General features: G+C 42.8%; 24 protein-coding genes. 14 read left to right on the forward strand and 10 right to left on the reverse strand.

Translation table 11 applies throughout. The annotated features are described in order from the left end of the window. The first annotated feature begins 85 nt into the window (after positions 1–85). Positions 86–3250, forward strand: a complete 3165-nt coding sequence (gene ileS / locus ACZ5NL_RS00085) for an isoleucine--tRNA ligase (protein ID WP_464842282.1) — start codon at positions 86–88, stop codon at positions 3248–3250. A gap of 11 nt (positions 3251–3261) precedes the next feature. On the opposite strand, the gene ACZ5NL_RS00090 is transcribed toward ileS, so the two are convergent. From ACZ5NL_RS00090 to rqcH, 5 genes are all read right to left on the reverse strand, one after another. Next, complete coding sequence (locus tag ACZ5NL_RS00090; protein ID WP_464842284.1) at positions 3262–3633, reverse strand: type II toxin-antitoxin system VapC family toxin; 372 nt, start codon at positions 3631–3633, stop codon at positions 3262–3264. Beyond that, positions 3603–3833, reverse strand: a complete 231-nt coding sequence (locus ACZ5NL_RS00095; protein ID WP_464843488.1) for an antitoxin VapB family protein — start codon at positions 3831–3833, stop codon at positions 3603–3605. The genes ACZ5NL_RS00090 and ACZ5NL_RS00095 overlap by 31 nt, the downstream gene beginning before the upstream one ends. Positions 3834–3942: 109 nt before the next feature. Further along, positions 3943–5025, reverse strand: coding sequence for a DUF8061 domain-containing protein (locus ACZ5NL_RS00100; RefSeq protein WP_464842285.1), 1083 nt, complete (start codon positions 5023–5025; stop codon positions 3943–3945). A 36-nt stretch (positions 5026–5061) separates the two neighbouring features. Beyond that, a complete protein-coding gene (locus tag ACZ5NL_RS00105) occupies positions 5062–5502 on the reverse strand; it encodes a hypothetical protein (protein WP_464842287.1) in 441 nt (146 codons plus the stop codon). Then, positions 5499–7451: a ribosome rescue protein RqcH gene (gene rqcH, locus ACZ5NL_RS00110; protein ID WP_464842288.1), complete on the reverse strand. Its 1953-nt coding sequence runs from the start codon at positions 7449–7451 to the stop codon at positions 5499–5501. The genes ACZ5NL_RS00105 and rqcH overlap by 4 nt, the downstream gene beginning before the upstream one ends. 189 nt (positions 7452–7640) lie before the next feature. Here rqcH and ACZ5NL_RS00115 point away from each other — a divergent pair, with 189 nt between their 5' ends. Both ACZ5NL_RS00115 and ACZ5NL_RS00120 read left to right on the forward strand, forming a co-directional pair. After that, the gene (locus tag ACZ5NL_RS00115) at positions 7641–9602 is read left to right on the forward strand and encodes a 1,4-alpha-glucan branching protein (RefSeq protein ID WP_464842289.1); all 1962 of its coding nucleotides are present in this window, start codon (positions 7641–7643) and stop codon (positions 9600–9602) included. Positions 9603–9646: 44 nt separating this feature from the next. Beyond that, positions 9647–9964 (forward strand): P-II family nitrogen regulator, encoded by a 318-nt coding sequence (locus ACZ5NL_RS00120; RefSeq protein WP_464842290.1) that lies wholly within the window; start codon positions 9647–9649, stop codon positions 9962–9964. A 5-nt stretch (positions 9965–9969) separates the two neighbouring features. Here ACZ5NL_RS00120 and ACZ5NL_RS00125 read toward each other — a convergent pair whose 3' ends face one another. Further along, the gene (locus ACZ5NL_RS00125; RefSeq protein WP_464842291.1) at positions 9970–10698 is read right to left on the reverse strand and encodes an alpha-glucosidase; all 729 of its coding nucleotides are present in this window, start codon (positions 10696–10698) and stop codon (positions 9970–9972) included. A gap of 158 nt (positions 10699–10856) precedes the next feature. Continuing rightward, positions 10857–12431 (reverse strand): sodium:neurotransmitter symporter family protein, encoded by a 1575-nt coding sequence (locus ACZ5NL_RS00130; RefSeq protein WP_464842292.1) that lies wholly within the window; start codon positions 12429–12431, stop codon positions 10857–10859. A gap of 614 nt (positions 12432–13045) precedes the next feature. On the opposite strand from ACZ5NL_RS00130, the gene gdhA reads away from it, so the two are divergent. Next, complete coding sequence (gene gdhA, locus ACZ5NL_RS00135; protein ID WP_464843489.1) at positions 13046–14308, forward strand: glutamate dehydrogenase; 1263 nt, start codon at positions 13046–13048, stop codon at positions 14306–14308. A 225-nt stretch (positions 14309–14533) separates the two neighbouring features. On the opposite strand, the gene ACZ5NL_RS00140 is transcribed toward gdhA, so the two are convergent. Beyond that, a complete protein-coding gene (locus ACZ5NL_RS00140) occupies positions 14534–15697 on the reverse strand; it encodes a hypothetical protein (RefSeq protein ID WP_464842293.1) in 1164 nt (387 codons plus the stop codon). A 171-nt stretch (positions 15698–15868) separates the two neighbouring features. Here ACZ5NL_RS00140 and eif1A point away from each other — a divergent pair, with 171 nt between their 5' ends. Genes eif1A through ACZ5NL_RS00185 form a run of 9 tightly spaced genes read left to right on the forward strand, consistent with a single transcriptional unit; the run spans position 15869 to position 23737 of the window. After that, positions 15869–16216 carry a translation initiation factor eIF-1A gene (gene eif1A, locus ACZ5NL_RS00145; protein WP_435371996.1) on the forward strand — a complete coding sequence of 116 codons (348 nt, stop codon included), beginning with the start codon at positions 15869–15871 and terminating at the stop codon, positions 16214–16216. Between the two features lie 6 nt (positions 16217–16222). Then, positions 16223–16999 carry a serine protein kinase RIO gene (locus tag ACZ5NL_RS00150; RefSeq protein WP_464842294.1) on the forward strand — a complete coding sequence of 259 codons (777 nt, stop codon included), beginning with the start codon at positions 16223–16225 and terminating at the stop codon, positions 16997–16999. Position 17000: 1 nt separating this feature from the next. Beyond that, positions 17001–17663, forward strand: a complete 663-nt coding sequence (locus ACZ5NL_RS00155; protein WP_464842295.1) for a KH domain-containing protein — start codon at positions 17001–17003, stop codon at positions 17661–17663. Beyond that, positions 17650–19353: a DNA topoisomerase VI subunit B gene (gene top6B, locus ACZ5NL_RS00160; RefSeq protein WP_464842296.1), complete on the forward strand. Its 1704-nt coding sequence runs from the start codon at positions 17650–17652 to the stop codon at positions 19351–19353. The genes ACZ5NL_RS00155 and top6B overlap by 14 nt, the downstream gene beginning before the upstream one ends. Beyond that, a complete protein-coding gene (locus tag ACZ5NL_RS00165; protein WP_464842297.1) occupies positions 19346–20491 on the forward strand; it encodes a DNA topoisomerase IV subunit A in 1146 nt (381 codons plus the stop codon). Before top6B ends, ACZ5NL_RS00165 begins: the two co-directional genes overlap by 8 nt. Beyond that, positions 20488–21735, forward strand: a complete 1248-nt coding sequence (locus ACZ5NL_RS00170; protein ID WP_464842298.1) for a DUF530 family protein — start codon at positions 20488–20490, stop codon at positions 21733–21735. Before ACZ5NL_RS00165 ends, ACZ5NL_RS00170 begins: the two co-directional genes overlap by 4 nt. A gap of 5 nt (positions 21736–21740) precedes the next feature. Then, the gene (locus tag ACZ5NL_RS00175; RefSeq protein WP_464842299.1) at positions 21741–22130 is read left to right on the forward strand and encodes a DUF1699 family protein; all 390 of its coding nucleotides are present in this window, start codon (positions 21741–21743) and stop codon (positions 22128–22130) included. 2 nt (positions 22131–22132) lie between these two features. Beyond that, a complete protein-coding gene (locus ACZ5NL_RS00180; protein WP_464842300.1) occupies positions 22133–22897 on the forward strand; it encodes a DUF4129 domain-containing protein in 765 nt (254 codons plus the stop codon). Positions 22898–22939: 42 nt separating this feature from the next. After that, entirely contained in the window at positions 22940–23737 is a 798-nt protein-coding gene (locus ACZ5NL_RS00185; RefSeq protein ID WP_464842301.1) for a GTP cyclohydrolase IV, read from the forward strand. Between the two features lie 35 nt (positions 23738–23772). Here ACZ5NL_RS00185 and ACZ5NL_RS00190 read toward each other — a convergent pair whose 3' ends face one another. After that, the gene (locus tag ACZ5NL_RS00190) at positions 23773–24471 is read right to left on the reverse strand and encodes an acetate--CoA ligase family protein (RefSeq protein WP_464842302.1); all 699 of its coding nucleotides are present in this window, start codon (positions 24469–24471) and stop codon (positions 23773–23775) included. Between the two features lie 134 nt (positions 24472–24605). On the opposite strand from ACZ5NL_RS00190, the gene ACZ5NL_RS00195 reads away from it, so the two are divergent. Next, a complete protein-coding gene (locus ACZ5NL_RS00195) occupies positions 24606–25931 on the forward strand; it encodes a DUF4139 domain-containing protein (RefSeq protein WP_464842303.1) in 1326 nt (441 codons plus the stop codon). Here ACZ5NL_RS00195 and ACZ5NL_RS00200 read toward each other — a convergent pair. Next, positions 25928–26161, reverse strand: coding sequence for a hypothetical protein (locus ACZ5NL_RS00200; protein ID WP_004070161.1), 234 nt, complete (start codon positions 26159–26161; stop codon positions 25928–25930). The genes ACZ5NL_RS00195 and ACZ5NL_RS00200 overlap by 4 nt on opposite strands. Positions 26162–26213: the final 52 nt, after the last annotated feature.

Consider the following 26213-nt stretch of genomic DNA (forward strand, 5'->3'; position numbering starts at 1 on the left):
TATCCTTCGCTTTGCATTTTGCCCATGATTCCTTGGGCTATTCTGCTAACCTAGTCTATTCTACAAATCCCAGGAGGTTTTTGAGATGATAAAGGAGCCAGAGATGAGGGAGTATAATCCACAGGCATTAGAAGAAAAAATAGAGACATTCTGGAAAGAAAACGATATCTATAACAAGGTGAAAAAGGCACGAGAAACCGGGCCGGACTATTATTTTCTTGATGGACCACCATACGTGAGTGGTGCTATACATTTGGGCACTGCATGGAATAAGATAATCAAGGACATGGTGATAAGATTCAGAACCATGCAGGGCTACAACGTTAGGAGACAGCCGGGCTTTGATATGCACGGCTTGCCAATAGAGGTTAAAGTTGAACAGGCTCTGGGATTGAAATACAAAAAGGATATAGAGGAGAAAGTTGGTGTTGAAAACTTCATAAAGAAGTGTAGAGAATTCGCCCTAACCAATCTTAAAATCATGACGGAACAGTTTAAAATGCTTGGAGTTTGGATGGATTGGGATAATCCGTACATGACAATTAAGAATGAGTACATAGAGTCAGCTTGGTTTACTCTAAAGAAAGCATGGGAAAAGGGGCTTTTAGAGAAGGATCAAAGGGTTCTCCACTGGTGTCCAAGGTGTGAGACGGCTCTAGCTGAACATGAGGTTAGAGGAGAATACAAAATAAGGGAAGATCCCAGCATATATGTAAAGTTCCCAGTAGAAGGGAAAGAAAACGAGTACCTCCTCATCTGGACGACTACACCATGGACTTTACCTGCAAACTTGGCAGTTACCGTCCACCCCGAGTATGAATACGCAAAAGTGAGAGTGTTACTTGATGGAAAGGAAGAGTACTGGATAATAGCGAGGGCATTAGTTGAGAGAGTTCTTGATGAAGTCAACGCTAAAGGAGAAATAGTGGAGGAATTCAAGGGCGAAGATCTTGAGGGTCTAAGGTACGTGCATCCGTTTTTGGACGAATATCCAAGACAGAAGGAATTTAGAGAGAAATACGAATGGGCTCACCGCGTAATATTAGGAGAGCATGTAACCCTTGGTGAAGGTACTGGATTAGTTCACACAGCCCCGGGGCACGGTGAAGAGGACTTTGAAATAGGAAAGCAGTATGGCCTGCCAATCTATTCTCCTCTTGATGATGAGGGGAGGTACGTAGAAGGAAAGTGGGAAGGCAAGTTCGTCAAAGATGCAGACCCTGAGATAATTGAGTATCTAAAGGAAAAAGGTTTCCTTGTGAAAGCTGGTACAATAGAACACAAATACCCACACTGCTGGCGCTGTAAGACGCCGCTAATATTTAGAGCCACAGATCAGTGGTTCCTGAAGATAAGCAAAGTTAAGGAGAAAATAATAGAAGAAAACGACAAGAACGTTACTTGGTATCCAGATTGGGTAAAGATAAGGTACGACAATGGAGTTATGAACAGCGGAGACTGGTGTATCTCAAGACAGAGGTACTGGGGAATACCTCTACCAATATGGGTATGTGAGAGCTGTGGTAACGTCCATGTAGTGGGTTCTTTTGAAGAGCTCAAGGAGATGAGCAAAGAGCCAATAGAGAAGGACTTTCATGAAGTAGATCTCCACAAGCCGTGGGTTGATACGGTAGTACTTAAGTGCCCCAAGTGTGGAGGGGACATGAAGAGGGTCAAAGATGTCCTCGATGTGTGGTTTGACAGTGGAATCGCGAGCTGGGCTTCTCTGGATTATCCGAGAAGGAAAGACCTTTTCGAGAGGCTTTGGCCAGCGGATTTCATAGTAGAGGGAGAGGATCAGGTTACAAAATGGTTCTACTCCCAACAAGCTGCAAGTGTTGTTGCATTTGACACTGTGCCGTACAAGAAGGTTGCAATGCATGGCTACGTTTTGGACGAAAAAGGAGACAAGATGAGCAAGAGCCTTGGGAACATAATAAGACCGGAGGAAGTAGTTCAAAAAGAAGGAAGAGATCCGTTTAGATTCTACATGCTCTGGGCAACAACTCCTTGGGAGAACTTAAGGTTCAGCTGGAAAGGGCTTGCGCAGGTTAAGAGAATGCTCAACATCCTCTGGAACGTCTACATATTGGCTTCAACCTACATGAGCCTAGACAACTTTGATCCAACAAAGCTCAATCCAGAAGAGCTTCCATTTAGGGAAGAGGATAGATGGATACTTTCGAGGGTAAACTCCCTCATAGATGCTGTGGAGGATGGAATAGAGACATTTTACCTTACAAGGGCAACGAGGGCAATAGAGTACTTTGTGATAGAGGACTTGAGCAGGTGGTATGTAAGGCTCATAAGGAAGAGGCTCTGGATTGAGAAAGATGATCCAGACAAGCTTGCCGCTTACTGGACGTTGTGGAAGGTGTTTGATGTTCTGCTTAGATTAATGGCACCCTTTACACCATACATCACCGAGGAAATCTACCAGAATCTCATAAGGCCGTTTAGTGAAAAGGAAAGCGTTCACCTAGAGGACTGGCCTAAGAGAGATGAGAGGTGGGTAGATGAAGAGCTCGAAAAGGAAATGGAAATAGTAAGGAGAATAGTAGAGGCAGGCTCTGCGGCAAGACAGAGAGCAAAGATAAAGCTTCGTTATCCCGTGAGGCAGATACTCATAGAGACCGAGGATGAACTAACGAAGAAAGCTGTTGAGAGACTTAACCGCCTTCTCAGAGACCAGCTCAATGCTAAGGAAGTTAAGATTGCCAAGGTTGAGAGAGAAATAAGAATAAAGCCCGACTTCGCCAAACTTGGGCCTCACTTCAAAGGAGATGCAAAGCTAATTGCAAAATGGATTGACGAACAGAACGACAGAGAACTTTATGAAAAGCTCATGCAAGGAAAGCTTAAGGTGGAAATAGAAGGCAAGGAGTTTACAATTGAGAGGGAGCACATAGTTGTTGAGGAAGAACTCCCAGACTTCCTTGTAGGGGAAGAATTTGATCACGGTAAGATCTTTGTTGACAAGACACTCACAAGGGAGCTCATGATGGAAGGGCTTGCAAGAGAGTTCGTGAGAAGAATACAGGAGATGAGAAAGCACCTCGACTTAGACGTCAATGACAAAATAGTGGTGTACATTGAAACAACTGAAGAAAACAGAGAGCTCCTCAAGGAGATGCTCGACTATATGAAGGGAGAAACGAGGGCGACAGAGGTTGTCTTTGGAGAAGCAAAGGGCTACGTTGTTGAGTGGCCAGAGGTTGAGGCAAAGATAGGGATTGAGAAGGTTGAATGAGGGTTTTCTCTTTACTTCCCTATAATTTTTACCTTCAGCCCGTATTCTCCAAACCGCTCGAAGCCCCTATCGCAGGTAAAAAGAGTCATTTTGTGTGCTATTGCCGTTGCCGCTATGAGCAAGTCCTTGAAGGGAGGTCTCTGCCCTTTCTTCATCAAGTCCCTGAACATTGCCCCCGCTATCTTGGCCGCTTCCTCGTTGAATTCTACCTTGGGCATCACCTCAAGCATGAGCTCCTCCCGCTCCTTCAAGTGCCCGCAGTAGAGCTCAAAGACGACTATGGTTGGAAGTGCGTAGGTCTCACCGGGGGAGAGAGCCTCAATGACCTTTCTGTTCCCTCCGAAGAGCTCTATCACAACGCTGGTGTCCAGGAGTCCATCCATTCTTCGACCTCCTTGAGCTCTTTCTTGAGCTGTTCGACCTCTTCCGGGGTTCTCGTTCCAAAGGCAATCATGAGAATGTCAAGGTTGCCCTTCTTTTTCTTGCCTATCAGCTCCCTGAGGAGTTCCGAGAAACTCTTCTTGCCCTTCATCTTCACAAGTTCGTAGTACACATCATCGGCTATGGTTATCGTTTTGCCCAAGACCATCACCTATAAGTGCATGCATGCACGAAATAGATAAACTTTTCGGAACATGAGCTATGCAAGTAGAGTACTCACGCCTTCAGAAGCAACAACTCAAGGAGAAAAATCAAGGCAGAGGAGTCCTCTCAACCTCTATCCTATCCCAGGTAGGATATTCCTCAACTATGTAAAACCTTACATCTCCTTCTATTGCATCTGCAAGTTCTTCAGCAACTTCTATGGGCATTTCGATCCTTCTCTTCTCCATATTTATATAGAGCCACTCCTCTGGAACCTCAGCTTCATTTACAAGTAGGCTATACAGCTCCATTAAGTCCTCATATTCTGCGATTCCAAATCTTAGGGTTCCCTCTTCAGTGATCTCCATGTAAGGTTTGGCGACGTTTTTTGCCATCCTCTTTAGTCTGTTTCTCAGCTGCACGGCATCCTTAAGCTTTGCTGTGCATAGGTGGTAGTTAAGAGAAGTGTTTTCCTCTCCCCATTCAAGGATCTTCAACCCTAATTCAAGGCTCCCGGCTATTGCGGAGCTTTCATTGCTTACCGTTCTAAGCCCTCTTGAGAGGAGGGCATCTAAATTGGTCTCGCTGAACTCAAGTTCATTTATATTGAGAAACTTTGCCCCATGAACATCCAAAAACTCAGCGAACCACTTAATCCTCTCTTCCTGGCCTGGAACACTCGGCACTTCTCCACCAACATCCCAATCAAAATCAAAAGCCTTTTTTATGTTTTCAAGCTCTTTTTGGAGAAGTTTTGAGTTGGGATTAAAAAGATCCGGGTGAAATCGTATTTCATCCAAACCCGCTGAGTAGAGCTTTTCAAGGTTCTCTTTTGTGGCTAAAGCTCCAGTAGTATAGAGGTGGATGTGGAACCTCTCTCCAAAGTTCTCTTTTAGGGCTTTTATATACTCCACAGTCCTATCTATCCTTGAAAGTGGATCTCCTCCGGTAACTCCTGCTCCCAAAGCCTCCTGGATTTTAGCCTCTTCTATCATGTCACCAAGGCTGTTTATGGGTCTCTCGTTTGCGTAGCTAACATCCCCTCTTCTCCAAGGGCTTAAGGGACAGTAGAAGCAATCTCTGGGGCAAACTCCCGTTGTAAAGAGCACCAACTTTGCGCCTTGAACACACAGCTTACATCCCTTTGGGAGGTCTCCCACTGCATACGAATAATACTCGGTTTTTCTCATGGTTCCTCCCTACATGCAGATTCTTTAAAACCTTTGCTACGCAACGTCAACCTGCTCATGTGTGGGCAGTCCCCTCTTGTGTTTAAGTAGTAGCTCATAAAAGAATTCTTTCATTTCAGGGCTCATGTTGTCGTCTAAAAGCAAATCCGCTTTTCCGCTATAGCTCTTCTCAGCTTCCCTAATAAGTGTGTGAAGACCGGGTAGGAGATGGTTTATCAAAGCCCTCACGAGCTCCGGGTAAGCATCCTCGTCAATTATTTCATCGCTTTCTAAGCCAAGATAAATCACATAGCCTCTCATTTGAACTGCTAGCACAAACTCATTGTCTGTAATTTCAACAAAAGAAAAGTTATAGCCCTTTGAGTTCGTCTTTGCTATCATAACCCCCTTTACAGAGAACGTTACCACTTCATCATCAACCTCAAAGAGCAAATCCTTTGCAAGTTCTCTTTGAGCTATTGCATAGAGATTTATCATTCGACCACCTCCACAATCTCACCGCTTCCTGGGGGTAAAATTTGCATTAAATCATCGAGCTCCACTTTGTACCCCCATTTCTCGAAGATCCTTGCTATTTTTTTGGCAAGTTCGCTCTTTTTTGTTCTTCCCGGGCGAATGACGATATACTTATTGGTATGGGCTTTTAGGGCATCTACTGGTCCGCACATGGGGAGCTTCTCTCCCTCGTATTCTATTATGCCAACGGCGAGCTTCACGGGTAGCCCATGCATCCAGTTTCTCTTTCCATAAACCATGAAGGCTCCTTTGCCTAAGTATTCGCCACTTGGGGCTTTTTTTGTAACCTGGCTTGGATCTGCCCAGTAAGCATCTCCAGAGTATATCCCATCTTTCCATGCCCTTGACATGGAAACTGCAAACTGACAGGCTTCAAATATTGTTTTCTCTCCAGCTTTCTTCCCTTCTTTTATTACCACATGAGGCGCCCCGTAGATGTCCGCATGGCAGTAGAGATCGTTGTCGCTCATATGTCTCTTTACGACTATTTCATTTGTTGTGGCATCTTTTCCTCCTATTACCAGAAAGCCTTCGCTGCTTATAAACCATCTGAACTTTTCGAACCACTTCTTCTTTCTTTTTTCAAGCTTTTTCACACTGAGCTCCTTTTTCTCCTCTTCTTCTATGAGCTTCTCAATTTCCTGGATCTTCTTCACAGTGTCTTCATAAGCTTTTCTTGCTCCTTCAAGCTTGTGCTTGGCTTTTTTGGCCCTTTCGTAGTAAATCTCTGCGTTTTCCCCTATGCTCTTATTGAGGTAAAGCTTTATCTTTTTACCTTCGAGTTCAACTGTCACGGCCTTTTCTTTTGGATCTATACTTTTTATCATCTGGGCTATTTTATTGCCCGACTTTCTACCCTCTTCTATTCTTTTTTTGAATTCTTCCCATCCAAGCTTTTCAACAGCCTTTGAAAGCTCCTTGAGGAGATTCTCCACAAAGGTGAAGTTGGCGTAGAGTAAGTCACCGATCTCCTGATTCTCTTGCATTTGCTTTTCAAAACCTTTTATCATCTCTCCCTGCTTTCTAAGAGTGACTTCTAATGCTCTTTTCTTGTCTTGAAGCTTTTTGGTTCTCTCGATTTTTGCACTCTCAATGAGGATTCTCCCAAAATACTCATCCAAAGCCTCGCTAAAAGTTTTGAAGAATTTCTTCTCATACCCTTCATACCATTTGAGCTCAATGGGGAGGACATCTATAGGTGTAGCGTCTTTATATACTATGTTTGGCTTTTTTGGGGAGCCAAAAACTTCTTTCATTCTATCAAAGATAGCTTTAAGTTCTTCTTCATTCAGCTCGTTGGCTCTCTTGGTTTTTTCTATTCCTGCCCTTAGAAGAATTTCCTCCGCATATAACCCTCCTATATTGAGGCTTCTCGCCAAAGCTCTAACTATCTCGACTTCCTGAGAAGAAATTAGCTCTTTAAACTTCTCCCAAGAAACGTCAATGGGATTCTCTCTTGCGGGAGGGAGTTTGTACTCGTGTTTTGGCTTTATTGCCCTATCTTTAAACTCTTCATACCTCATGGCAGAAATTATGACGTTATCCTTATCAACGAGAATAACATTACCCCTTTTAAAGAGCTCGGCTATTAACGTGTATTCCCCTATTTTGACCTTCACTATCCTGTCGAAATCGTGCTGTTCTATCTTTTCAACCCTTAAGCCGCTTAAGTATTTTCTAAGAAGCATTGTGAACGAAGAAGGTTGTTGAGGGGCTTCTTTTATGTAGGTTGTTAGTTGGATCCTTCTCCCTGCCTCAATGATGAGGTCCTTTCTTCCTTCTCCTGCTACGTGGAGTTTTATTCTGATCTGATCTCCATCGTGGTATATTTTGTCAACCCTAGCTCCTTCTAGGGACTTCAGCTCTTCCACTATGTATTTGATGTCAACACTGCTCATTTCTTGCTTCACGTTTCCCACCTAGGGGAAGGTTATTTTAAATGCTTTTAAATTATGGTGGTGTTTGCACACTCTTTACCTCTTAAGTATTTCATCGTTATGAACCATTTTTAGGCCATAAAAGGAATTTCCATTCCGAAATCGTTAAATACTCAAAAGTTAATAAAGTTCTACAGAATTGCAGCGTAGAGGTGGTATTTTATGGTCAGAGGATATTTCACGTTCGTGCTACATACCCATATCCCCTACGTAAGGAAGCACGGCAAATGGCCCTTTGGCGAGGAGTGGATCTTTGAGGCTATCTCTGAGACTTACATACCTCTTTTGATGGAGTTCGAGAGGCTCAAGAAAAAAGGAGTAAAGTTTCAGCTGGTGATAGGTGTTACACCAATATTAGCCGAGCAGCTTGCAGATGAGTACATAAAGAAGGGATTTGAGGAATATATGGAAAGGAAACTCAAGGCTATGCGCGAGGACTTGGAAAAATACGAGGATAAAAAACTTAAACATGCAATCTCCTACATGCTTGATTACTTCACTAGAGTCTACGAGTACTGGAAAAGTATAAACGGCAACATACTTGGGGCTCTCAAACAGCTCCAAGATGAGGGGTACATAGAGATAATAACATCTGGAGCGACCCACGGATATCTGCCCCTTTTGGAAAGGGATGAAGCCATTAAAGGACAGATTGTCAATGGAATTCTCACCTACGAGAAATATTTTGGAAGGAAACCAAAGGGCATATGGCTTCCAGAGTGTGCCTACAGGCCAGAAGGGCTCTGGCAAAGCCCAAGCGGTGGTGCGGTTGTATGGAGAAAGGGGATTGAAAAGTTCTTGGAGAAACATGGGTTGGAGTTTTTCTTTGTTGAAAGTCATCTTATAGACGAAGGCCCAGCAAGCTTTGGTTATGGAAAAATCCTCCCTGCAAAGACTAAGAAGCCTACACTAAGACCATACTTCATAAAAGGCACAAACATAGCTGTGTTTGCAAGGAATAGGGAGACTGGGCTTCAAGTTTGGAGTGCAGACATAGGCTACCCCGGGGATTTCTGGTATAGAGAATTCCATAAAAAAGCAGAGAAGAGTGGAGGACAATACTGGAGGGTTACATCCAAAGAAGTTGATCTTGGAGGAAAAGAAGCCTACGTTCCTGAAAAGGCTTTGGAAAGAGTTGAGGAACATGCAAGACACTTTGTGAGCTTGGTCAAATCCCTTCTCGAGGAATACGAGAGAGAATATGGAGAAAAAGGGATAGTGGTGGCACCTTACGATACGGAACTCTTCGGCCATTGGTGGTTTGAAGGTGTTAAATGGCTTGGAAGGGTGCTTGAGCTTATGGAAGAGGAAAATATAGAGACCACAACGATATCGAGGTTCCTTGAGAACTATCAAGGGGAGAGATATGAGATAGAGCTCCCAGAGGGTTCATGGGGAATGTACGGAACTCACTACACATGGTGGAATCCAGAAGTGGAGTGGATGTGGGAGCATATACATCTTGCAGAGAGAAGAATGGTTGTCCTTGCGAGCAAGTATATGCATGAGGATAAATTCGGTGATAGAGTTTTAGAGCAGCTTGGAAGGGAGCTTTTGCTTATTGAAAGCAGTGACTGGCCCTTCCTTATTACCACGGGTCAGGCAAAGGAATATGGCAAGAAACGTCTTTTGGAGCATGCAAACTACTTCCACCGCTTGGCAAACGCTCTGGAAGAATACTTCAAAAGCGGTGAATTTAAAGAAATGGGATTTTTGGAAGAGGTAGAGGAGATCGACAACCCATTCCATCCTATAAATGTCGAGGTCTATGTGAGTGAGGAGCCTCCAAGCGTTCCCGAGTACATTGAACCCCCAGAGATACCAGTAGAAGTGGAAAGAAAAGGGGAGAGCATAAGCGTTGCAAGTGCTCAGAACTTAGAGGAAAGGTGGGAGAGTAGTAAAGCCAAACGGCAACTTGAGCTTGAAGAAATATCGAAAGAAGAAAAAGAATTCGAGGAGAAGCTTCTAGCCATAAAGGGAATAGGGCCAAAGACCGTTGAAAAACTAAAGAAAGCTGGAATTAAAAGCATTGAAGACCTTAAAAACGCTGATTTGGCAAAACTGGCAAAAGAAACAAGAATCCCCAAGAAGAGGCTTGAAAGAGCTTTGAAATACCTTGGTTAGAAAAGTTTATCTTCTTTTCTCTCCTATTATATTTGGTGGGATTTATGAAAAAGATTGAAGCTGTTGTTAGGGAAGAGGATTTTGATAGAGTCCAAAAGGCTTTGAAGCAGATGGGGATAGTGCCCATGACTGCCTATTCCGTCAAAGGTAGAGGTGTGCAAGGTGGTGTTCCACCGTATGAACTTATGCCGAAAATAAAGATTGAGATAGTCGTTAAAGATGAGGATGTTGAGAAAGTCGTTAGTACAATAGTTCAGAACGCAAGACGGGGAATTCCCGGAGATGGAAAAATATTCATTCTGCCCGTTTATGAAGCGATAAGAATAAGAACGGGAGAAAAAGGAAACGAAGCATTATACTGATATTCTCAAAGGAACGCGTGCCTGTGCTTGTAGAACATGTAAATAGCATAGCTCAACAGCAACAGCTCAGCAATTCCAAAGAGCACCATTATTCCAGCGACGATTTGGGCAGTAGTTGGCGATACCCCCAATCCTTGAGCAGCTTCTTGAAGTCCACTGGGGCTTATAAACACATCTAAATAAGCCCTCACTGCAAGGGCACCCGTTATTAGTGGAATTGGTGTCGCCGCAAAAGCCAGCATAAGTCCCGTGTATCCTCTCTTCCTTAAACTCAAGAGAGAAAGCAATATCGGGATTAGCAATATGAGTGAAGTTATTTTAAACTCTACAGGCAGAAACGCTGTTACAACAAAAAAGCTTATCATGCCCCACACATACGCTTTGTAGGCTCTATTTACGTACTTCATATACCCAGCAAAATCATATGGCGCTGCCTTGGAATATTTGAGCATAGCTTCAACGCTCTTCATGTACTCTTTTTCTCCTAATCGCTCTATGCTCTTATCATTTGTAGAGTTCTTTAGCTTAACAGCACGCTTTAAGAAAAAGTTAGCAAGCTCTTCGTTATCAATAACAACTTCATCGGCCATTTTTCTAAAATTCTCTTTTGCCTCTCTTATCTTGTTTAAAGCACTCTGTTTCCTTCTTGGTGAGAGGGAAGTTAAACTTTTGATCCTTTCCTCGATCTCTTCCAAAACCTTTGCAGTTTCCCTAAGAAGCTCTGGACTTTTCACAAGAACACCTCCTCTAAATATTATAAAGAAAAGAAAAGGGCTTTAAGATTTTTGCCCTGCCTTGAGCAATTTGCTTACTGCCAAGTACATCCAGATTAATATTACGCCCCATGCAAGGGCCATAAATGCCAAAGCACTTGCCTTCATTTTTCACCACCTCAGAGCTTTATTATTACCTCGTTCTTTGCTAATTCCTCGCCATACTTCTTCTTGATTGCCATGTATGCTTCAATGGCCCCGATGATGAGTATTATGAACATTACTATTCTTGCGTACCAGACCCAATTGGCATATTGGGCAAGCTCTGGTTTAACATATGCCGGTACTGCTTTGAAGTATCCTCCGGTTATATAGTCCTTAGTGGTGAAGACCAGGAGGATTATCGTATAAATTGGGGCTATGTAAAGGATTATTGGCTTAACCCACTCTGGAACTCTGATGTATGCTCCTTTGTGAAGCTCCTCCCAGAAGTTATCTGGCTTAAAGAGCCATACTGCAACTATGATGTCGAAGAGACCAAGCACGACGAGCAAGTATGATCCAACCCAGTTGTCAAGCTCTGTGAGGTAGTAAAGCTCTAAGAACTTCTTTGTTGGATCTAGGACGACTGGAAGTCCCAAGAGGAAGTAGAGTATAAACACCATGATTGAACCTGTCTTTCTGTTTATCTTGAGATCTTCCTCAAGCAGAGCGACAAGATAGTTGTACATGGCTATAGCTGATGTAAATCCTGCAAACCAGAGCAATAGGAACCATACTGCACCGAATAACTGTCCAGCCGGCATGTTCATGAAGACGTTTGGTAAGGCTATGTACGCTAAGCCGACACCACCTGCTATAGCCTTTTCTGGGCCAAGGTAAGCGAAAGCTATTGGAATGGCTATTGAACCACCGAGAATAACCTCAGCAAACTCGTTAAGTGAAACCGTTGCCAAACCTGAAAGTGCAACGTCATCCTCTGGCCCGAGGTAGGAGGCATAGTTCTGTATGATACCCATACCAAGCGAGAGGGTGAAGAATATCTGTCCTGCAGCCGCAAGAGCTGATTGCCATGTTACTTCACTAAATCTTGGCTCCCATAGGAATTCAAATCCCTTAATTGAGCTCCATTCTGGTTTTACTGGTGAACCAAGGGTGAGAGATCTCAAAACCAATAAGATAGCTGCCACATACAAAGCTGGCATCATTACTTTAACCCATCTCTCGATACCTTTGCTAACACCTTGTCCCACTGCGACACCGAGGAGTGCGACTGAGATACCCCAGAAGATGAACACTTGGGTATTGTTGCTGAGGTAGCTGATAAGGAACTCCACGGAGTCTTTTCCAAAATATGCTCCGGTTGCGCTGAAGTACGTGTAAGCTGCTGACCATCCTATAATGTGCAGATAATAGCTGTTAAGCAATGTCGTGACTGAGAATGCCAACATACCACCGATCATACCAAATATCAACGCTGTCTTTGGCTTCAAGCTTTCTCTGGCCATTAAGTAGAATGTTGGACCCAATGTACCGTGGCCATACTTACCTCCATACCTACCTTCAACCCACTCTACCCACATGATGGGTATTCCAAGGAGGAACAGTGCAACAAAGTAGGGAATCATGAACGCACCGCCACCGTTCTTGGCGGCCTGATAGGGGAATCTCCAGAAGTTTCCGAGACCTATTGCGTTTCCTGCCATGGCTAAGATCAAACCAATTTTGGTTGCCCACCTATCCCTTTGCTCCATTTAATTCACCTCGTATAGTGTTGTATGGAAAACTGTGCCGATGTACAAATATCGGCAAATGTGTCTATGTTTTCTTCCATTAATAAACTTTTCTCTTGGCTTATTTCGACAAAAGACGATTTACAAACACTTAAAACTTAAAATCTGGACATTTGTCAAGATAACAATACTTAAAACTAGCGTAATATGATTTTTTGGACAACTGTCTAAAATTTCGCAATTGAAAAATATTATGTAATTGCATAACTTTGACTGTGGGTTTAGCTTTAAAAGGATTTAGGATAACTAAGTATGTCCCGATGATTGGAACAAGAGTGAGCTGAAGGGTGATGACCGACTTCTCGCTGAGGGCATTTTTACCTTTTTAAAATATTTTGACATAGTTAAAACTTTCCATACATCAATACACTTTTTTAGGCATCAATGTATGCTAAAAAAAGCCTCTGGAAGCTCCTTTATCAAAAAACTTTTTTAGATGTTTTCTATTTATAGGAAAATGTATGTACATAACCTTTTGTTTAAAAATATCGGTTCTCTAACCACTTTCGGCGAAAAGTTTATATAGGCTATTGCTCAAATTTGTATCGCCAATCACCTAAATTGGAGGGATGAACATGGTTGAGCAAGACCCATTTGAAATTGCCGTTAAGCAGCTTGAAAGAGCTGCCCAATATATGGACATAAGTGAAGAGGCCCTTGAGTTTTTAAAGAGGCCACAAAGAATTGTTGAGGTCAGCATTCCAGTTGAGATGGATGACGGTTCTGTAAAGGTCTTCACTGGTTTTAGAGTCCAATACAACTGGGCTCGCGGTCCAACAAAGGGTGGTATTAGATGGCACCCAGAAGAAACACTTAGCACCGTTAAGGCATTGGCCGCTTGGATGACCTGGAAGACTGCTGTTATGGACCTCCCATACGGTGGAGGTAAGGGTGGTGTCATCTGTAATCCAAAGGAAATGAGCGACAGAGAAAAGGAGAGACTCGCAAGAGGATATGTAAGGGCTATTTATGATGTCATAAGTCCATACACCGATATTCCAGCTCCAGACGTTTACACTAACCCACAGATTATGGCATGGATGATGGACGAATATGAAACAATCTCAAGAAGAAAAGACCCATCCTTCGGTGTTATCACAGGTAAGCCACCAAGCGTTGGTGGTATCATAGCAAGAATGGACGCTACAGCAAGAGGAGCAAGCTACACAGTTAGAGAAGCAGCAAAAGCTCTTGGATGGGACAGCCTTAAGGGCAAGACAATAGCCATCCAAGGTTACGGTAACGCTGGTTACTACATGGCCAAGATCATGAGCGAAGAGTATGGAATGAAGGTTGTTGCAGTTAGCGACAGCAAGGGTGGTATCTACAACCCAGACGGAATTAACGCTGATGAAGTCCTTGAGTGGAAGAAGAAGACCGGCAGTGTTAAGGACTTCCCAGGTGCAACAACAATAACCAACGAAGAGCTCCTCGAGCTTGAGGTAGATGTCCTTGCACCATCAGCTATCGAAGAGGTAATCACAAAGAAGAACGCCGACAACATCAAGGCTAAGATCGTTGCCGAGCTTGCAAACGGTCCAACCACACCAGAAGCTGACGAGATCCTCTACGAGAAGGGAATACTCATCATCCCAGACTTCCTCTGTAACGCCGGTGGTGTTACAGTCAGCTACTTCGAGTGGGTGCAGAACATAACCGGTGACTACTGGACAGTTGAGGAGACAAGGGCAAAGCTCGACAAGAAGATGACCAAGGCCTTCTGGGACGTCTACAACACCCACAAGGAGAAGAACATTAACATGAGAGATGCAGCTTACGTCGTTGCGGTCAGCAGAGTCTACCAAGCAATGAAAGACCGCGGATGGGTCAAGAAGTGATTTTTTCCCTTCTTTTTTCTGTTTGTTTCTTGATTTGTGAAGAATTCTGACGTTTGAGGTTTCTGTAAAGCTATAACTCATATGTGTTGATTTTGTTGTAATTTCTCACATTTGGCGACCTCTACTTCCACTTGCAGATTTTGTCGTCTTTTTCTCCGGAGGGAAAATAAAAGCAAAGGGAAATCCAGACGATATTTCAGATGTGCTCCGGGAATATGGATTACTCTAAGCTTTGGTCCAGTACTCCTTCTCATCCACCATCGCTTGGATCATCTCATCCTCGTCTTTGAACATTGTTCTCCTAGAGGGATTCTGCATGCCGTAGAACTCCATGAATGGGCTTGGCCTCTTTTTAAACGGATAATAGAGATAAATAGCCCCCAAAGTTCTGTAAGCCTCGGCCATCTCACTTATTACTCCAGCAGAAACCCCCTTAGCGTAGTGATAGACTGCTACGGCTTTACTTACATCTACCAGATTAAAATCCCTCTCAACGAGCTGCCTTCTCAAAATGTCTGTGGCTTGTTCTATATCTTCTCTGTCGAGCTCTTCTATTTCTTCACCATCCCAGATATTCTTGATCTTTATTCTCTGCACATCGGGGTTTTCCTCTACTTGGGCATCGTACTCCGCCACAATCCACCAGTCGTCAAGAGCTCCGGGGTCTAAGACTGTGAAATATCTGCTGAGCTTCTCGTAAAATCCCCTAACCCTGTGGTAGTATTCCTCCTCATGCCCTGTCATCGGGTAGCTTAGATACACCAGGGGCTTCTCTTTTTCATGGAAAATTAAGTCTATAAAAGTCTGAGGAGGATGCCTAATTCCAAAATGAAGGACATACCTAACTTGAATCCCCTCTTTGTTAAGCTCGTGCACAAGGGTCTTCACGTGGTTTATGGCATCTTCACGCCACATAACAAGGGTCGTGAGCTTAATGTTCTCTTTGTCCCCTCCAAAGCGCTCAAACCATTCCTTGTCATGGATTATCCTTCTTCTGACACTCAGAATGTCATCGAGCATTATGATGACTCTACTTGGCCTTAAGAGTTTTAAGTTGCTTAGAGTGAAACCTAAAACGCTCCCGCTCCCCCATCTAAACAGAGCTGGAGTTGAGACTATATGGAAGGCCTTTTCGCTCTTTTCGATTTCATCCTTTATCCTTTTGAAGGCTTCATCCCTTATGCTGTTCATTAAGTCTGGATGGCTTATCGCAAAGTCTAAAACGTTTTTTCTTGTGATTTTGACGCCCTTTTCTCTTCCGACTTCTTTCAGATAATCAAACACATGATAGTACTGGAAGCTCTCACTTTTTGCAAGCTTTAATGCTTCTTCCGCATATTCATCCCGTCCATTAAGGGGAGGGCCCGTGAGGAGTATTGTTTCCTTCATATTTCATCCCCCTCTATACGTAATTGGAGTTTAGGCTTTTCTCCTTTTCAACTTTATGGATGTTTAAATGAATTCATGCAAAAATTTTAAAAACATCCCAATTAATAGATAGTGGAAAATATTTGCAAAAAGCTTAGGCTTATAAGGTTATCAAATAAACTACGTGGGGTGATGTTCATGCCAAGAAACGATAAAAATAGAACTGTTGAAGGTGAGGAGGTCATTAGGGTTCCTCTACCAAAGGATAACCAAGTGTTCGGAATAGTAGAGCAAGCTCTGGGTTCAGGATGGATGGACGTCCGATGCTCAGACGGGAAGGTTAGGAGATGCAGAATACCTGGGAAGCTGAGAAGAAGAATGTGGATTAGGGTTGGAGACGTGGTTATAGTTCAACCCTGGGAAGTGCAAAGCGACGAAAGGGGAGATATAGTTTATCGCTATACAAAGACCCAAGTTGATTGGCTTATCAGGAAGAACAAGATCACTCAAGATTTCCTTACCGGCGGCTTGACTTTGTGATGGGCTATGAAAATTCAGGATATAGATAAAGAGATATCCCAGATTCTGGGATTAGAAGAGCGTAGGGAAAAAGATAGTGAGCTCTATAAAGTGTTTAGTGAGGTATTTGATAGAACAACTGTTAACACCCTTTCCTACTTCCATCGAAGGGGGAACATAGAAAAATTACTCGGTGTAATTTCAACAGGAAAAGAGGCTAATGTGTTTAGGGGTATTGATGCTGATGGCAACCCTATTGCCGTTAAAATATATCGCACCTATACAACCGAGTTTAGGAGAATATGGGAGTATCTAGCGGCGGATCCAAGAATTGGATATCTCCCAAAAGATATCAGAAAGCTAGTATTTGTATGGACTAGAAGGGAATTTAAAAATCTCCAGAGAGCGATGAAATACGCTGTTAGAGCTCCAGAACCAATAGCATTCAGCAACAACATCCTCATAATGGAGTTTATTGGAGATGAGTACCCCGCTCCAAGATTAAAAGACGTAGAAAAAGAACTCAGTAAAGAGGAATTTGAGGAGCTTTATGAATTTGCCATGGATTCAATTGAGAAGCTCTGGAAGAGGGGCGACATGGTTCATGGTGACCTCAGTGAGTATAACATCCTCATCTGGGATAGGCCAGTGATAATTGATTGGTCTCAGGCAACGGTGAAGAGGAATAGAATGGCGCTTTCACTGCTCTATCGTGATCTAAGAAATATCATCAACTACTTCGCTAAAAGGGGAGTGGCCGTTGATAATCTCGAGGAGAAGTTTAGAGAGCTAACAGGTGATTGAAATGGACGAGTTTGAGGAGAAGCTGAAAAAGTATGAGTATTTGGATAAGGAGGGGGAAAAGAAGGAATCCTTTGAAATTGAGGAGTTTGAAGCCCTTGGCGAGCAGGAAGAGTTTGTGAGAATTCCTAAAGAGAGAATTGGAGTGGTTATAGGGAAGAAGGGTGAGACAAAGAAAAAGATTGAAGAGGCAACAAAAACCAAGATAGAGGTAGACAGCCAAACGGGAGAAGTATTTATCACTTCCACAGAAAAAACTGACGATCCCTTAGCGGTATGGAAGGCTAGGGATATTGTATTGGCTATTGGAAGGGGCTTCTCTCCGGAGAGAGCATTTAGACTGCTTAACGAAGGCGAGGTTCTTGAAATCGTTGACCTAACGGATGTTGTTGTAGGGAATGAGAAGAATGCTCTCCCAAGGGTTAGAGGAAGAATAATCGGTAGAAAGGGTAGAACAAGAGAAATAATTGAAGAAATGAGTGGAACTGACATAAGTGTCTATGGAAAGACCGTTGCTATCATTGGAAATCCAATTCAAGTCCAAATAGCCAAAACGGCTATTGAAAAGCTTGCCAAAGGTTCCCCCCACGGAACCGTTTACAAATATCTTGAAAGAAGGAAAAAGGATTTAGAGCTTGAAGGAGGCATGTATTATGGCGAATTCTGAAGCAAACAAGCTTTTTAAGGAGTTTAAAATCCAGAGTGTCAGTGAGTTCTTTAGAAGAAATGCCGCAATGCTTGGCTATACTGGGAAACTGCGCTCCTTTACAACCCTTATCCACGAAGCGGTAACAAACTCGTTGGATGCTTGTGAAGAAGCTGGTATACTGCCTTACGTTAGAGTCGAGATAGAAGAACTTGGAAATGAACACTATAAAATAATCGTCGAAGACAACGGCCCTGGAATCCCGGAAAAGTTCATAGCGCACGTCTTTGGTAAAATGCTCGCTGGTACCAAGGCCCACAGAAACATTCAAAGCAGGGGTCAGCAAGGTATTGGAATTAGCGGTGCCGTGATGTTTGCTCAAATCACCAGTGGAAAGGCTACTAGGGTTATAACCTCCACTGGTGGAGATGAGATAATAGAAGCTTGGGTTGGTATAGACGTAGAAAAAAACGAAGGAAAGATCTTCAAAAAGATAAAACACCCTAACCCTACAGGATGGAGAGGAACGAGAATAGAGATGGAAGTTAAAGAAGTCCGCTACATCCGTTCGAAGCAGGGGCCTTACTGGTATCTTAAGCTCACCGCGATAGCCAATCCTCATGCTCATATTGAACTTATAGAACCAGATGGAAAGTTGATAGTCTTTCCGAGGAGCAGTGAAGAAGTTCCAGAGCCTCCGGAGGAGATGAAGCCCCATCCAAAGGGAGTAATGACAGATGATGTTTACAGAATGGCTAGAAGAACGACAAGGACAACAGTGAGGACTTTCCTTATAGGGGAGTTTTCGAGAATAAGCGATAAAAAAATAGATGAACTTGTGAAATACATAGCTGCTTTGAGGCTTATAAAGGAAGAAGAGGAGCAGAATGTTAGAGAACAACTCTTAAAAAGACTCGCTGAAGGAGAAGTTGATAGGATAATCGCAAGTTTTGGAAGGAGAGGTAAAAAAGTTCTTAGAGAAGTCAGAAAGATTATGGAAAAGTCTCCGGATAAGCTCACTTGGCACGAAGCTGAAGAGATCGTAGAAGCATTTAAGTACATGACCTTTTTAGCCCCACCAACCCATGGACTAAGACCAATTGGAGAGGAGAATATAGAAAAGGGGCTTTTGGGCATTTTAAAGCCAGAGTTTGTAACCGCTGTAACGAGACCCCCTAAGGTCTATCGCGGAGGAATTCCTTTCCAAGTAGAGGTGGGCTTGGCTTTTGGGGGAGAGTTGAGCAGTGGTTTTGACCTTCTTAGGTACGCTAACAGGGTTCCTCTTCTCTTTGATGCCGGCTCATGTGTTATAACCTCCGCGGCAAGGAATATCGACTGGAAGAGATATAGGGTAGATGATCTAGAAAGAACGCCGCTGGTACTTTTGGTTAATGTGATCAGTGTTCACGTTCCTTATACCTCTACCGGAAAGCAAAGCGTTGCCAGTGAAGAAGAGATCTACGAAGAGATAAGGCTCGCTGTAATGGAAGTTGCCAGAAGACTTGCCAAATATCTCGGAGGAAAACACCGCAGGCTCTACCAGGTGAAGAGAAGGAAGACGTTTGAGAAGTATGTTCCCGAGATAAGTAGAGCTTTGAGCATTCTAACCGGGGAGCCTGAAAATAAGATAAAAACCCTTCTGGTAGAGATCATCGAAAAGAAATTTGAAGCCATAGAAGAAAAGCCACTGGAGGCTGAGGAGAATGCTTAAACGTGAGAAGCCTAAGGAACGCTTCAGCTACGACCCTAAAAAAGTCCTTCAGAAGCTTGAGGAGTTCGGGAAAGAAGTTCTTGAAGAAATAAAAGCCGGGAGAAATCCCTTTATAGACGTTCCTACAAGAGGTCTCAGCAACGTTTACTTTGATGAAAAAGACCGCTTGATTAAGATGGGCAACAAGACTTCGAGGAGGTATCTCTTTCACGTTGCCCATGCAAGGAAATTTATGCAGACTCTCTTGATAGCAGCCTACATAAAGAGACTTGTTGCTGAGGGTAAGCACGCAAGCTTGAGAGAAGCCTATTATGCAAACAAACATACTATCCCTGGTACAAAGGAAAACACCTTTGAAGATCAGAGCGAAAGCGACCCCATTATAGAGGACTTAGAGAGAATGTTCGGTGTTTTGAGGGAGGAAATGCACATAACTGCAGACAGAAGAGGATACGTTTACGGTGATATAATTATCAAGGACGGAGAAGATGAGTTCAATGCTTCAAAGCTCGGTATGGGTGGATGGGCAGTTCCTGGAACTGTAGAGCATATAGAGTTTCCAGAGATTAATGTGGATTACGTTCTCGTCGTAGAGACTGCCGCTATGGCGGATAGGCTTATCGAAGAAAAGTACCCGAAGAAGGAGAAAGCTCTCATAGTTGCCACCCAGGGACAGGCTTCAAGAGGCGTTAGGAGGCTCATCCACAGGCTTCACTATGAGGAAGGATTGCCAATAATCGTTTTTACTGATGGCGACCCCTATGGGTGGTATATTTACTCTACAATCAAGCAGGGATCAATAAACCTCGCTTATCTCAGTGAAAAGCTTGCAACGCCTGAGGCAAAATTCGTTGGTATGACAATGGACGACATCAAGAAATACGGTCTTGAGAACGTTACAGAAAAGCTCAAAGGAATTCCGCCGAACAAAAAAGGTGGTCCTACAGGGGATTACAAGCGTATTATAGAGGAGATGAACTACCCGTGGTTCCAGAACAAGGAGTGGCAGAGACAGCTTAAATTGGCACTCAAGTGGGGAGTTAGGATTGAACAGCAGGCTCTCGCAAACAAGAGTTTGGAGTTCGTTGCGAGAAAGTATCTCCCCGAAAAAATTGCCAACGAGGAACTCCTCCCATGACGACAACTGAAGAGCTTATAGCCCAGATAAATAGGGTCTTGGACGATATAAAGATAAACATGACCAGGTTATTTGAGAATTTCGACCCTCTTTATTTAGCTTTTAATTTAAACCGTAATTTGGCCTTTCTCAAGGATCTGGAAGAAGAGCTTTCTCGTAGAGTTGGCGAGACGCTCTCATATACAATGTCGAGTAAAAGGGAGCGAGATCCTCATATTAGAAGAATTCTGCTGAGAAACCACTACCGCATGTTAACCCTTGAGCGGCTTAGAACGGCAATAACAGCCCATAAAATGGCTCTTGCTACAATAGAATCCAATTATACCTTTTACAAAGGAAAGAAAGTTATTGAAGTTGAAGATATCACCAACAAAGAAGAACTCGAATCAATAAAAATCTCCGAAAAGCCCATTAAACTCGGAAGAATAGAGATATTGCCTCATCTGGCTTACTCGGGTGATGTTCTTAGAATCCTAGGGCAAAAAAGTAATAAAACCAGGGATACTTTCAAGGAGATAAAGTCCAAGCTCAAGGAAAAAGGCCAGGTTCAAAGAAAGGGAATGAGGATAGAGGTGGAGTACTGGCAGGGAGGAAGACTAAAGAAAGAGAGAGTCGAACTCCCGGTAGATGCGGATGTAGATGGAGAACTCAAAAAGCGCTTTGGTCGAAAATTCAGATGGAGGCTCTTGACCTACGTGAAAACTAAGGGGGTTCTGATAAACAGCCACTATACTATAGATAATCTGTCACTAGCCTACGCTTCACTGTATCCCGAGGAGGGGGCTAGAATTCTTGCCTTAGATTTATTCAGGTATTACTACCTAACTTCTGAAAAAGAAAGAGAAACTATTGGCTTATACCCCCAAATAAGGCCTTGTATAGATTGTCATTATTCAGTCTTCGATCTGCCGTTTATGGATGAACCGGGGTTCCGTACTGGGTTTGGCAGCATGCTTATCATTAAAAAATGTGAAATTGAAACCCTCTTAAGTGGAAAGAGAAGCGAGATTTCAAACATCCCCAACTACCTTTTGGGTGGAGTTATTTTGTATGGGGTTAGCCCCTTTGACGAAGAAAAAGTCAGCAGGCTACTTGGGATAGACAAAGAAGAGCTTAGAGAATCTATAGAGAAATTCGTGCTCTCTGGCTTGCACATGGCGCTATTTGAGGACACGAAAAAATTTGAGAAGTTTATGCCGAAGAGTGATAAGGCAAAACAATTTTTGGAACTCCTCCAAGGGTGAGAAGGATGAGGGTTGAGATAAAGGCGAGAAATAATGATGAGCTTTTGAGAAAAATAGAGGAGAAGCTCAACAGGGATGTTACTGAAGTTTACATAAATCTCAGACCGACCAAAATAATCCTTGTGAAAATACTTGAAAAAGCCCCAAATGTGAAGGTCATTGGATGCCCTCCAAGCTTGTACCCGAAGGTTTCCAAAAAAATTATCAAAGCGCTTAATCAAATGGGGATCAAGCTTGTTCCTATGAACCATGCCCGGGGAAGACCTAAAAAGTATGATTCAGCTACATTAAAGCTTATTGAGGAGCTCATTAAAAAAGGAAAAACGCCTAGAGAAATAAGTGAAGAACTCAATATTCCGTTGAGGACTGTCTATTACATAATAAATGGGCGGTAGATATGAAGCAAACACTGCCATTTTTGCTTATGTTGCTGCTCTTTGCTGTTCTCTTCAGGGCTACTGTAGAACACGGACACAGTGCTTTCAACATTGAGGTGATTTATATCCTGTGGGCGGTCTTCTTTTTTGGGCTTCTTGCCTATTCAGTATGGTTTCTTTTTGAAAAGGGCATTCCTTTGCAGTCAGTCAAGAAGAGAAAACGAACAAAAGGAGAGTATCTCAGAGAGCTTATAATTATTTTGGCAATTGTGATAGCTTTGAGGGCTCTTTTCAGCAGGAGAGTTGAGCCCTATAGAGGTGTTCAAGCACCTATAATTAAATATCCAAAGCTCAGCTTTTTTAACGATACTTTCAGAATAACGTATCAACCTCTTCCAGGTTATGCCTATCTTGCTCCAATTTTCGTTTTTGCTCTTATCCTTGTGCTTCTTTTCGCAACGAGAAGAGGGAAATCGGAAAAGCTTGAGATTGCTAAGTTTGACCCTGAGATAACTTTTGACTCAATTGAAGGGACTCCAGAAGAGAGGATAATCAAAATGTACAAAAATGTTGTTGCAGGGTTAATAAGGAAAGGCTATCCGTATCAAAAAAGCTGGACTCACTGGGAGCATGAAGACAGGCTAAAGGACATTTTTGAGGATTTGGAGGATTTAGATAAACTTACCCGGGTGTTTGAGAAAGCAAAGTATGGATACCGGCTCAACAAGGAAGATATTACCGTGGCAAAAGAAAGCTATGAGAAGCTCATGAGATTTTTGAGATAAGTTTAAAAGAGCCAATTAGGTCTTCCTAATGGAGGTGAGGAAATGTTTGAAACTCAAGAAGAAATTCCAGAGATCAGAGAGAGACTTCACAGAGTTGGTATAACAAACTTGAGAACAATAGCGAGAATAAACTGGAAAGGTAAGCTTTACACTTTTATTCCGACGTTTGAGATAACAATAGATGTTCCTGAGGAAAAGAAGGGCATTCACATGAGCAGACTTGTGGAGAGTATTACCGAAACAATGAGTGAGGCCGTTGAGGAGGAGGTAAAAGAAGCACACACCTCTCTTGAAGAACTTGGTCTTGCAGTTATAAAGAGGCTAGAAGGGAAGCATCCTCACAAGAGAGCCGAGGTGTGGATTAAAACACAGCTTATCATGGAAAGGGAAACACCTGCCAGCAAAAAAATTAGCCTTGAGACGTATGATGTTGAGGTTGGGGTAATAAAAGAGCCCGGGCAAATTGAGAAAGTTTTAAGAGTTAAGGTAATTGGAAACACCGCATGTCCCCATGCAATGGCCAACAATCAAGGAAAAACCCACATTCAGAGAGCAGTTGCAACACTCGAAATAAAAACAGATTACAACGAGGAAATAGCTCTGGAGGATATGATAGATGTAGTAGAGAGTTCTTTTAGCTCTCCCACTTACACCCTATTAAAGACCATTGATGAGAACGCAGTTGTTCAAAATATGTATTCAAACCCCAAATTCGTGGAAGATGTTGCTAGGGAGATAATCTTCAAGGCAAAGCAGAAGTTCAGAGGCAGAATCCATGTAAAGGTTGTGAGCCATGAGAGCATACACAAACACGACGTGATAGCTGAAACTTGGTATTGACCTTTCCTCTTTCCCAAATTTAAAAAGAAGAGGGATCAAAGGAGCATTCTAGCATCAACTGCAACTGCACTGTCCTCGTAGGCAAAGATGGGGTTTATGTCAAGCTCCTTAATCTCTGGCAGCTCTAAGGCTAATTCTCCAACTTTGACTATTATATCGGCAAGAGCATCGATGTTCACAGGCTTTTCTCCTCTTGCTCCAGCAAGGATTGGATAAGCCTTTATCTCCTTGATCATCTCAAGGGCTTCGTCTTTGCTTATTGGAGCAACCCTAAAGCTCACATCCTTGAGAATTTCAACGAATATTCCACCGAGACCGAACATTACTGCAGGACCGAATTGCGGATCCCTTATCATACCAACGATGACTTCCTTGCCAAGGGGGAGCATCTTATACACTATGACTCCCCAAAGATCTGCATCAGGCTTGTAGTTTTTGGCGTTCTTCATAATAGTTCTGAAGGCTTCCCTAGCTTCTTCGTCGTTTTTTATGTTGATCTTGACACCACCGGCGTCGCTCTTGTGGATAATTTGTGGAGAAACTATTTTCATAACGACTGGGTACCCTATTTCCCTTGCGAATTGAACGGCCTCTTCCTCATTTCTTGCGACCTTAAAATCTGGAACTGGAATGCCGTAAAGCTTGAGAATTTCCTTTGCCTCTGGCTCAACAAGTGGCCTGTTCTCAGCTTTTGCCTTTTCGATTATTTCCCTAGCTTTTGCAACTCTATCCATCTCTACCACCTCGATTATAGTGATGACAGTTTCAGTTATGTTGACAATGTTAAAAGTCTTTCCATTTCGAATGTGATTGAAGCTGTCGATTTCTATAAATAGAATGGGGGTGATATTCTTTACGGGTGATTGAAATGAAACAAAAAATTGTTGGAGGAGTTTTAGTGATTTTTGTTCTTTTGGCTATGATCGTGTTCCATCAAACGAAAGCTGAAGAAAGTCACACTGCACTTGCACTTTATGACTCTGCAAGAATTGGAGTGGTGGAAAAAACCCTTCAGGTTGAGTTGAAGAAAGGCATAAATGAAGTTCCACTGGAAATGCTTGAAGGACTCCAAATTGATGAGATCACATTAAAGCCTCTTGATGAGAAAGTGAAAGTGCTCGGTGTCATAAGTAAAGAGCTGAAAGGAAAAAACCTGATCGAGGCCAATATTGGGAAAGAAGTGACAATAAAACTCAAAAGTGGAGGAACAATAAACGGAAAATTCCTTGGATATAAAGATGGAAAGATCGCAGTTCAAGGGGATGGGTACTACTTGATAAACCCAGATGAGATTGCATACGTGAAAATGACCTCGATTGGGGAAGAGAGCAAAGCGAACATTTATGCCATAATAAACGCTGAGGAGGATGGAAAATACTTCTTTAAGCTAATCTACAGAGTGAAGGGAATAGGTTGGAGCTCAAGGTACAAGCTCTACCTCCGAGATAAAGCAGAGTTTTATGGCTATATTGTAATTGACAATCCCACAAATAAGAGCTTTGAAAACACGGAAGTTCTCTTAGTCTCAGGCGATGTGCAATTTTATCAGCCTCCTCAGGTGATTATGGATAGATATTATGCAGTACAAGAGGCGGCAATAGGAAAGGAGGTTCCCGAGCAACCCGTTCAACAGACAAAAATAGAAGCTTTTTATCTCTACAAACTTGGTACAGTGGATATAGGCACCTTTGAGAAGAAACTTATTCCATACATCTACCAAGAAAGCCAATTTACGCGAGAATACCTCTATGAAAGCTATCCCTATGGTGGAAGTCAAGAGGTTTATGAGATAATCTCCCTGAAGACAAGTGAAGTTCTTCCCAGAGGAGTCGTGGAAATCTACAAAGAGATGGAAGACAAGAACGTCTTAATTGGAGAACAAATGATAGACCACACAGCAAAAGGTGACATTTTGAGGCTTAAACTCGGCAGAGACATTGATTTGAAAGGAAAGACGGAGGTTCTAGAAGAGAGACATGGGGACCGCTATGGGTATTACAAGATCAAAGTTACAATAGAGAACTTTGGCGATGAAAGTAAAGAAGTTGTCGTAAGGCATTACAAATGGAGAGGTAAAATACTGGAAAGCTCTGTGAGTCCCGTAAGTGAAACGGCCAACTATGTAGAGTTCAAGATAACGGTTAATCCAGGAGAAAAGGAAGAAATAATCTTCGACTATGAGGTGAGCTATTAAAGCTTTCTCAAAAGGATTTCGTAGCTCTTATTTTCCTTTACTATTTCCAGCACAAGGCTCTTCTCGTAGTCCAAGAATCTTGTGCCCTTTAGAGTGTATCCCTCTTCCTTTAGGTGGTTCATTATACTTAACCCGAGGTCTCCGAAAAGTTCTGCTGCCATCGTGGCAAAGCTCGGTTCTTTTATACCCAGCTCAACATGATATTTTTTAGCCAGCTCAAAAACATCCATGCTATCACCCGTAAGGTAATTGGTATTCAGAACTTTAAGCTCTTTCGATTAC

This window comes from Thermococcus aegaeus, assembly GCF_055393685.1.

Bases quoted from the DNA above. Each gene is read 5' to 3' on its own strand.
- ACZ5NL_RS00100 (WP_464842285.1), bottom strand. From the start codon at position 5,025: ATGAGAAAAACCGAGTATTATTCGTATGCAGTGGGAGACCTCCCAAAG.
- ACZ5NL_RS00195 (WP_464842303.1), top strand. From the start codon at position 24,606: ATGAAACAAAAAATTGTTGGAGGAGTTTTAGTGATTTTTGTTCTTTTG.
- ACZ5NL_RS00185 (WP_464842301.1), top strand. From the start codon at position 22,940: ATGTTTGAAACTCAAGAAGAAATTCCAGAGATCAGAGAGAGACTTCAC.
- ACZ5NL_RS00200 (WP_004070161.1), bottom strand. From the start codon at position 26,161: ATGGATGTTTTTGAGCTGGCTAAAAAATATCATGTTGAGCTGGGTATA.
- ACZ5NL_RS00130 (WP_464842292.1), bottom strand. From the start codon at position 12,431: ATGGAGCAAAGGGATAGGTGGGCAACCAAAATTGGTTTGATCTTAGCC.
- eif1A (WP_435371996.1), top strand. From the start codon at position 15,869: ATGTTCATGCCAAGAAACGATAAAAATAGAACTGTTGAAGGTGAGGAG.
- ACZ5NL_RS00115 (WP_464842289.1), top strand. From the start codon at position 7,641: ATGGTCAGAGGATATTTCACGTTCGTGCTACATACCCATATCCCCTAC.
- ACZ5NL_RS00140 (WP_464842293.1), bottom strand. From the start codon at position 15,697: ATGAAGGAAACAATACTCCTCACGGGCCCTCCCCTTAATGGACGGGAT.
- ACZ5NL_RS00155 (WP_464842295.1), top strand. From the start codon at position 17,001: ATGGACGAGTTTGAGGAGAAGCTGAAAAAGTATGAGTATTTGGATAAG.
- ACZ5NL_RS00105 (WP_464842287.1), bottom strand. From the start codon at position 5,502: ATGATAAATCTCTATGCAATAGCTCAAAGAGAACTTGCAAAGGATTTG.
- ileS (WP_464842282.1), top strand. From the start codon at position 86: ATGATAAAGGAGCCAGAGATGAGGGAGTATAATCCACAGGCATTAGAA.
- ACZ5NL_RS00190 (WP_464842302.1), bottom strand. From the start codon at position 24,471: ATGGATAGAGTTGCAAAAGCTAGGGAAATAATCGAAAAGGCAAAAGCT.
- ACZ5NL_RS00175 (WP_464842299.1), top strand. From the start codon at position 21,741: ATGAGGGTTGAGATAAAGGCGAGAAATAATGATGAGCTTTTGAGAAAA.
- ACZ5NL_RS00170 (WP_464842298.1), top strand. From the start codon at position 20,488: ATGACGACAACTGAAGAGCTTATAGCCCAGATAAATAGGGTCTTGGAC.
- ACZ5NL_RS00165 (WP_464842297.1), top strand. From the start codon at position 19,346: ATGCTTAAACGTGAGAAGCCTAAGGAACGCTTCAGCTACGACCCTAAA.
- top6B (WP_464842296.1), top strand. From the start codon at position 17,650: ATGGCGAATTCTGAAGCAAACAAGCTTTTTAAGGAGTTTAAAATCCAG.
- ACZ5NL_RS00090 (WP_464842284.1), bottom strand. From the start codon at position 3,633: ATGGATGGACTCCTGGACACCAGCGTTGTGATAGAGCTCTTCGGAGGG.
- ACZ5NL_RS00120 (WP_464842290.1), top strand. From the start codon at position 9,647: ATGAAAAAGATTGAAGCTGTTGTTAGGGAAGAGGATTTTGATAGAGTC.
- gdhA (WP_464843489.1), top strand. From the start codon at position 13,046: ATGGTTGAGCAAGACCCATTTGAAATTGCCGTTAAGCAGCTTGAAAGA.
- ACZ5NL_RS00180 (WP_464842300.1), top strand. From the start codon at position 22,133: ATGAAGCAAACACTGCCATTTTTGCTTATGTTGCTGCTCTTTGCTGTT.
- ACZ5NL_RS00150 (WP_464842294.1), top strand. From the start codon at position 16,223: ATGAAAATTCAGGATATAGATAAAGAGATATCCCAGATTCTGGGATTA.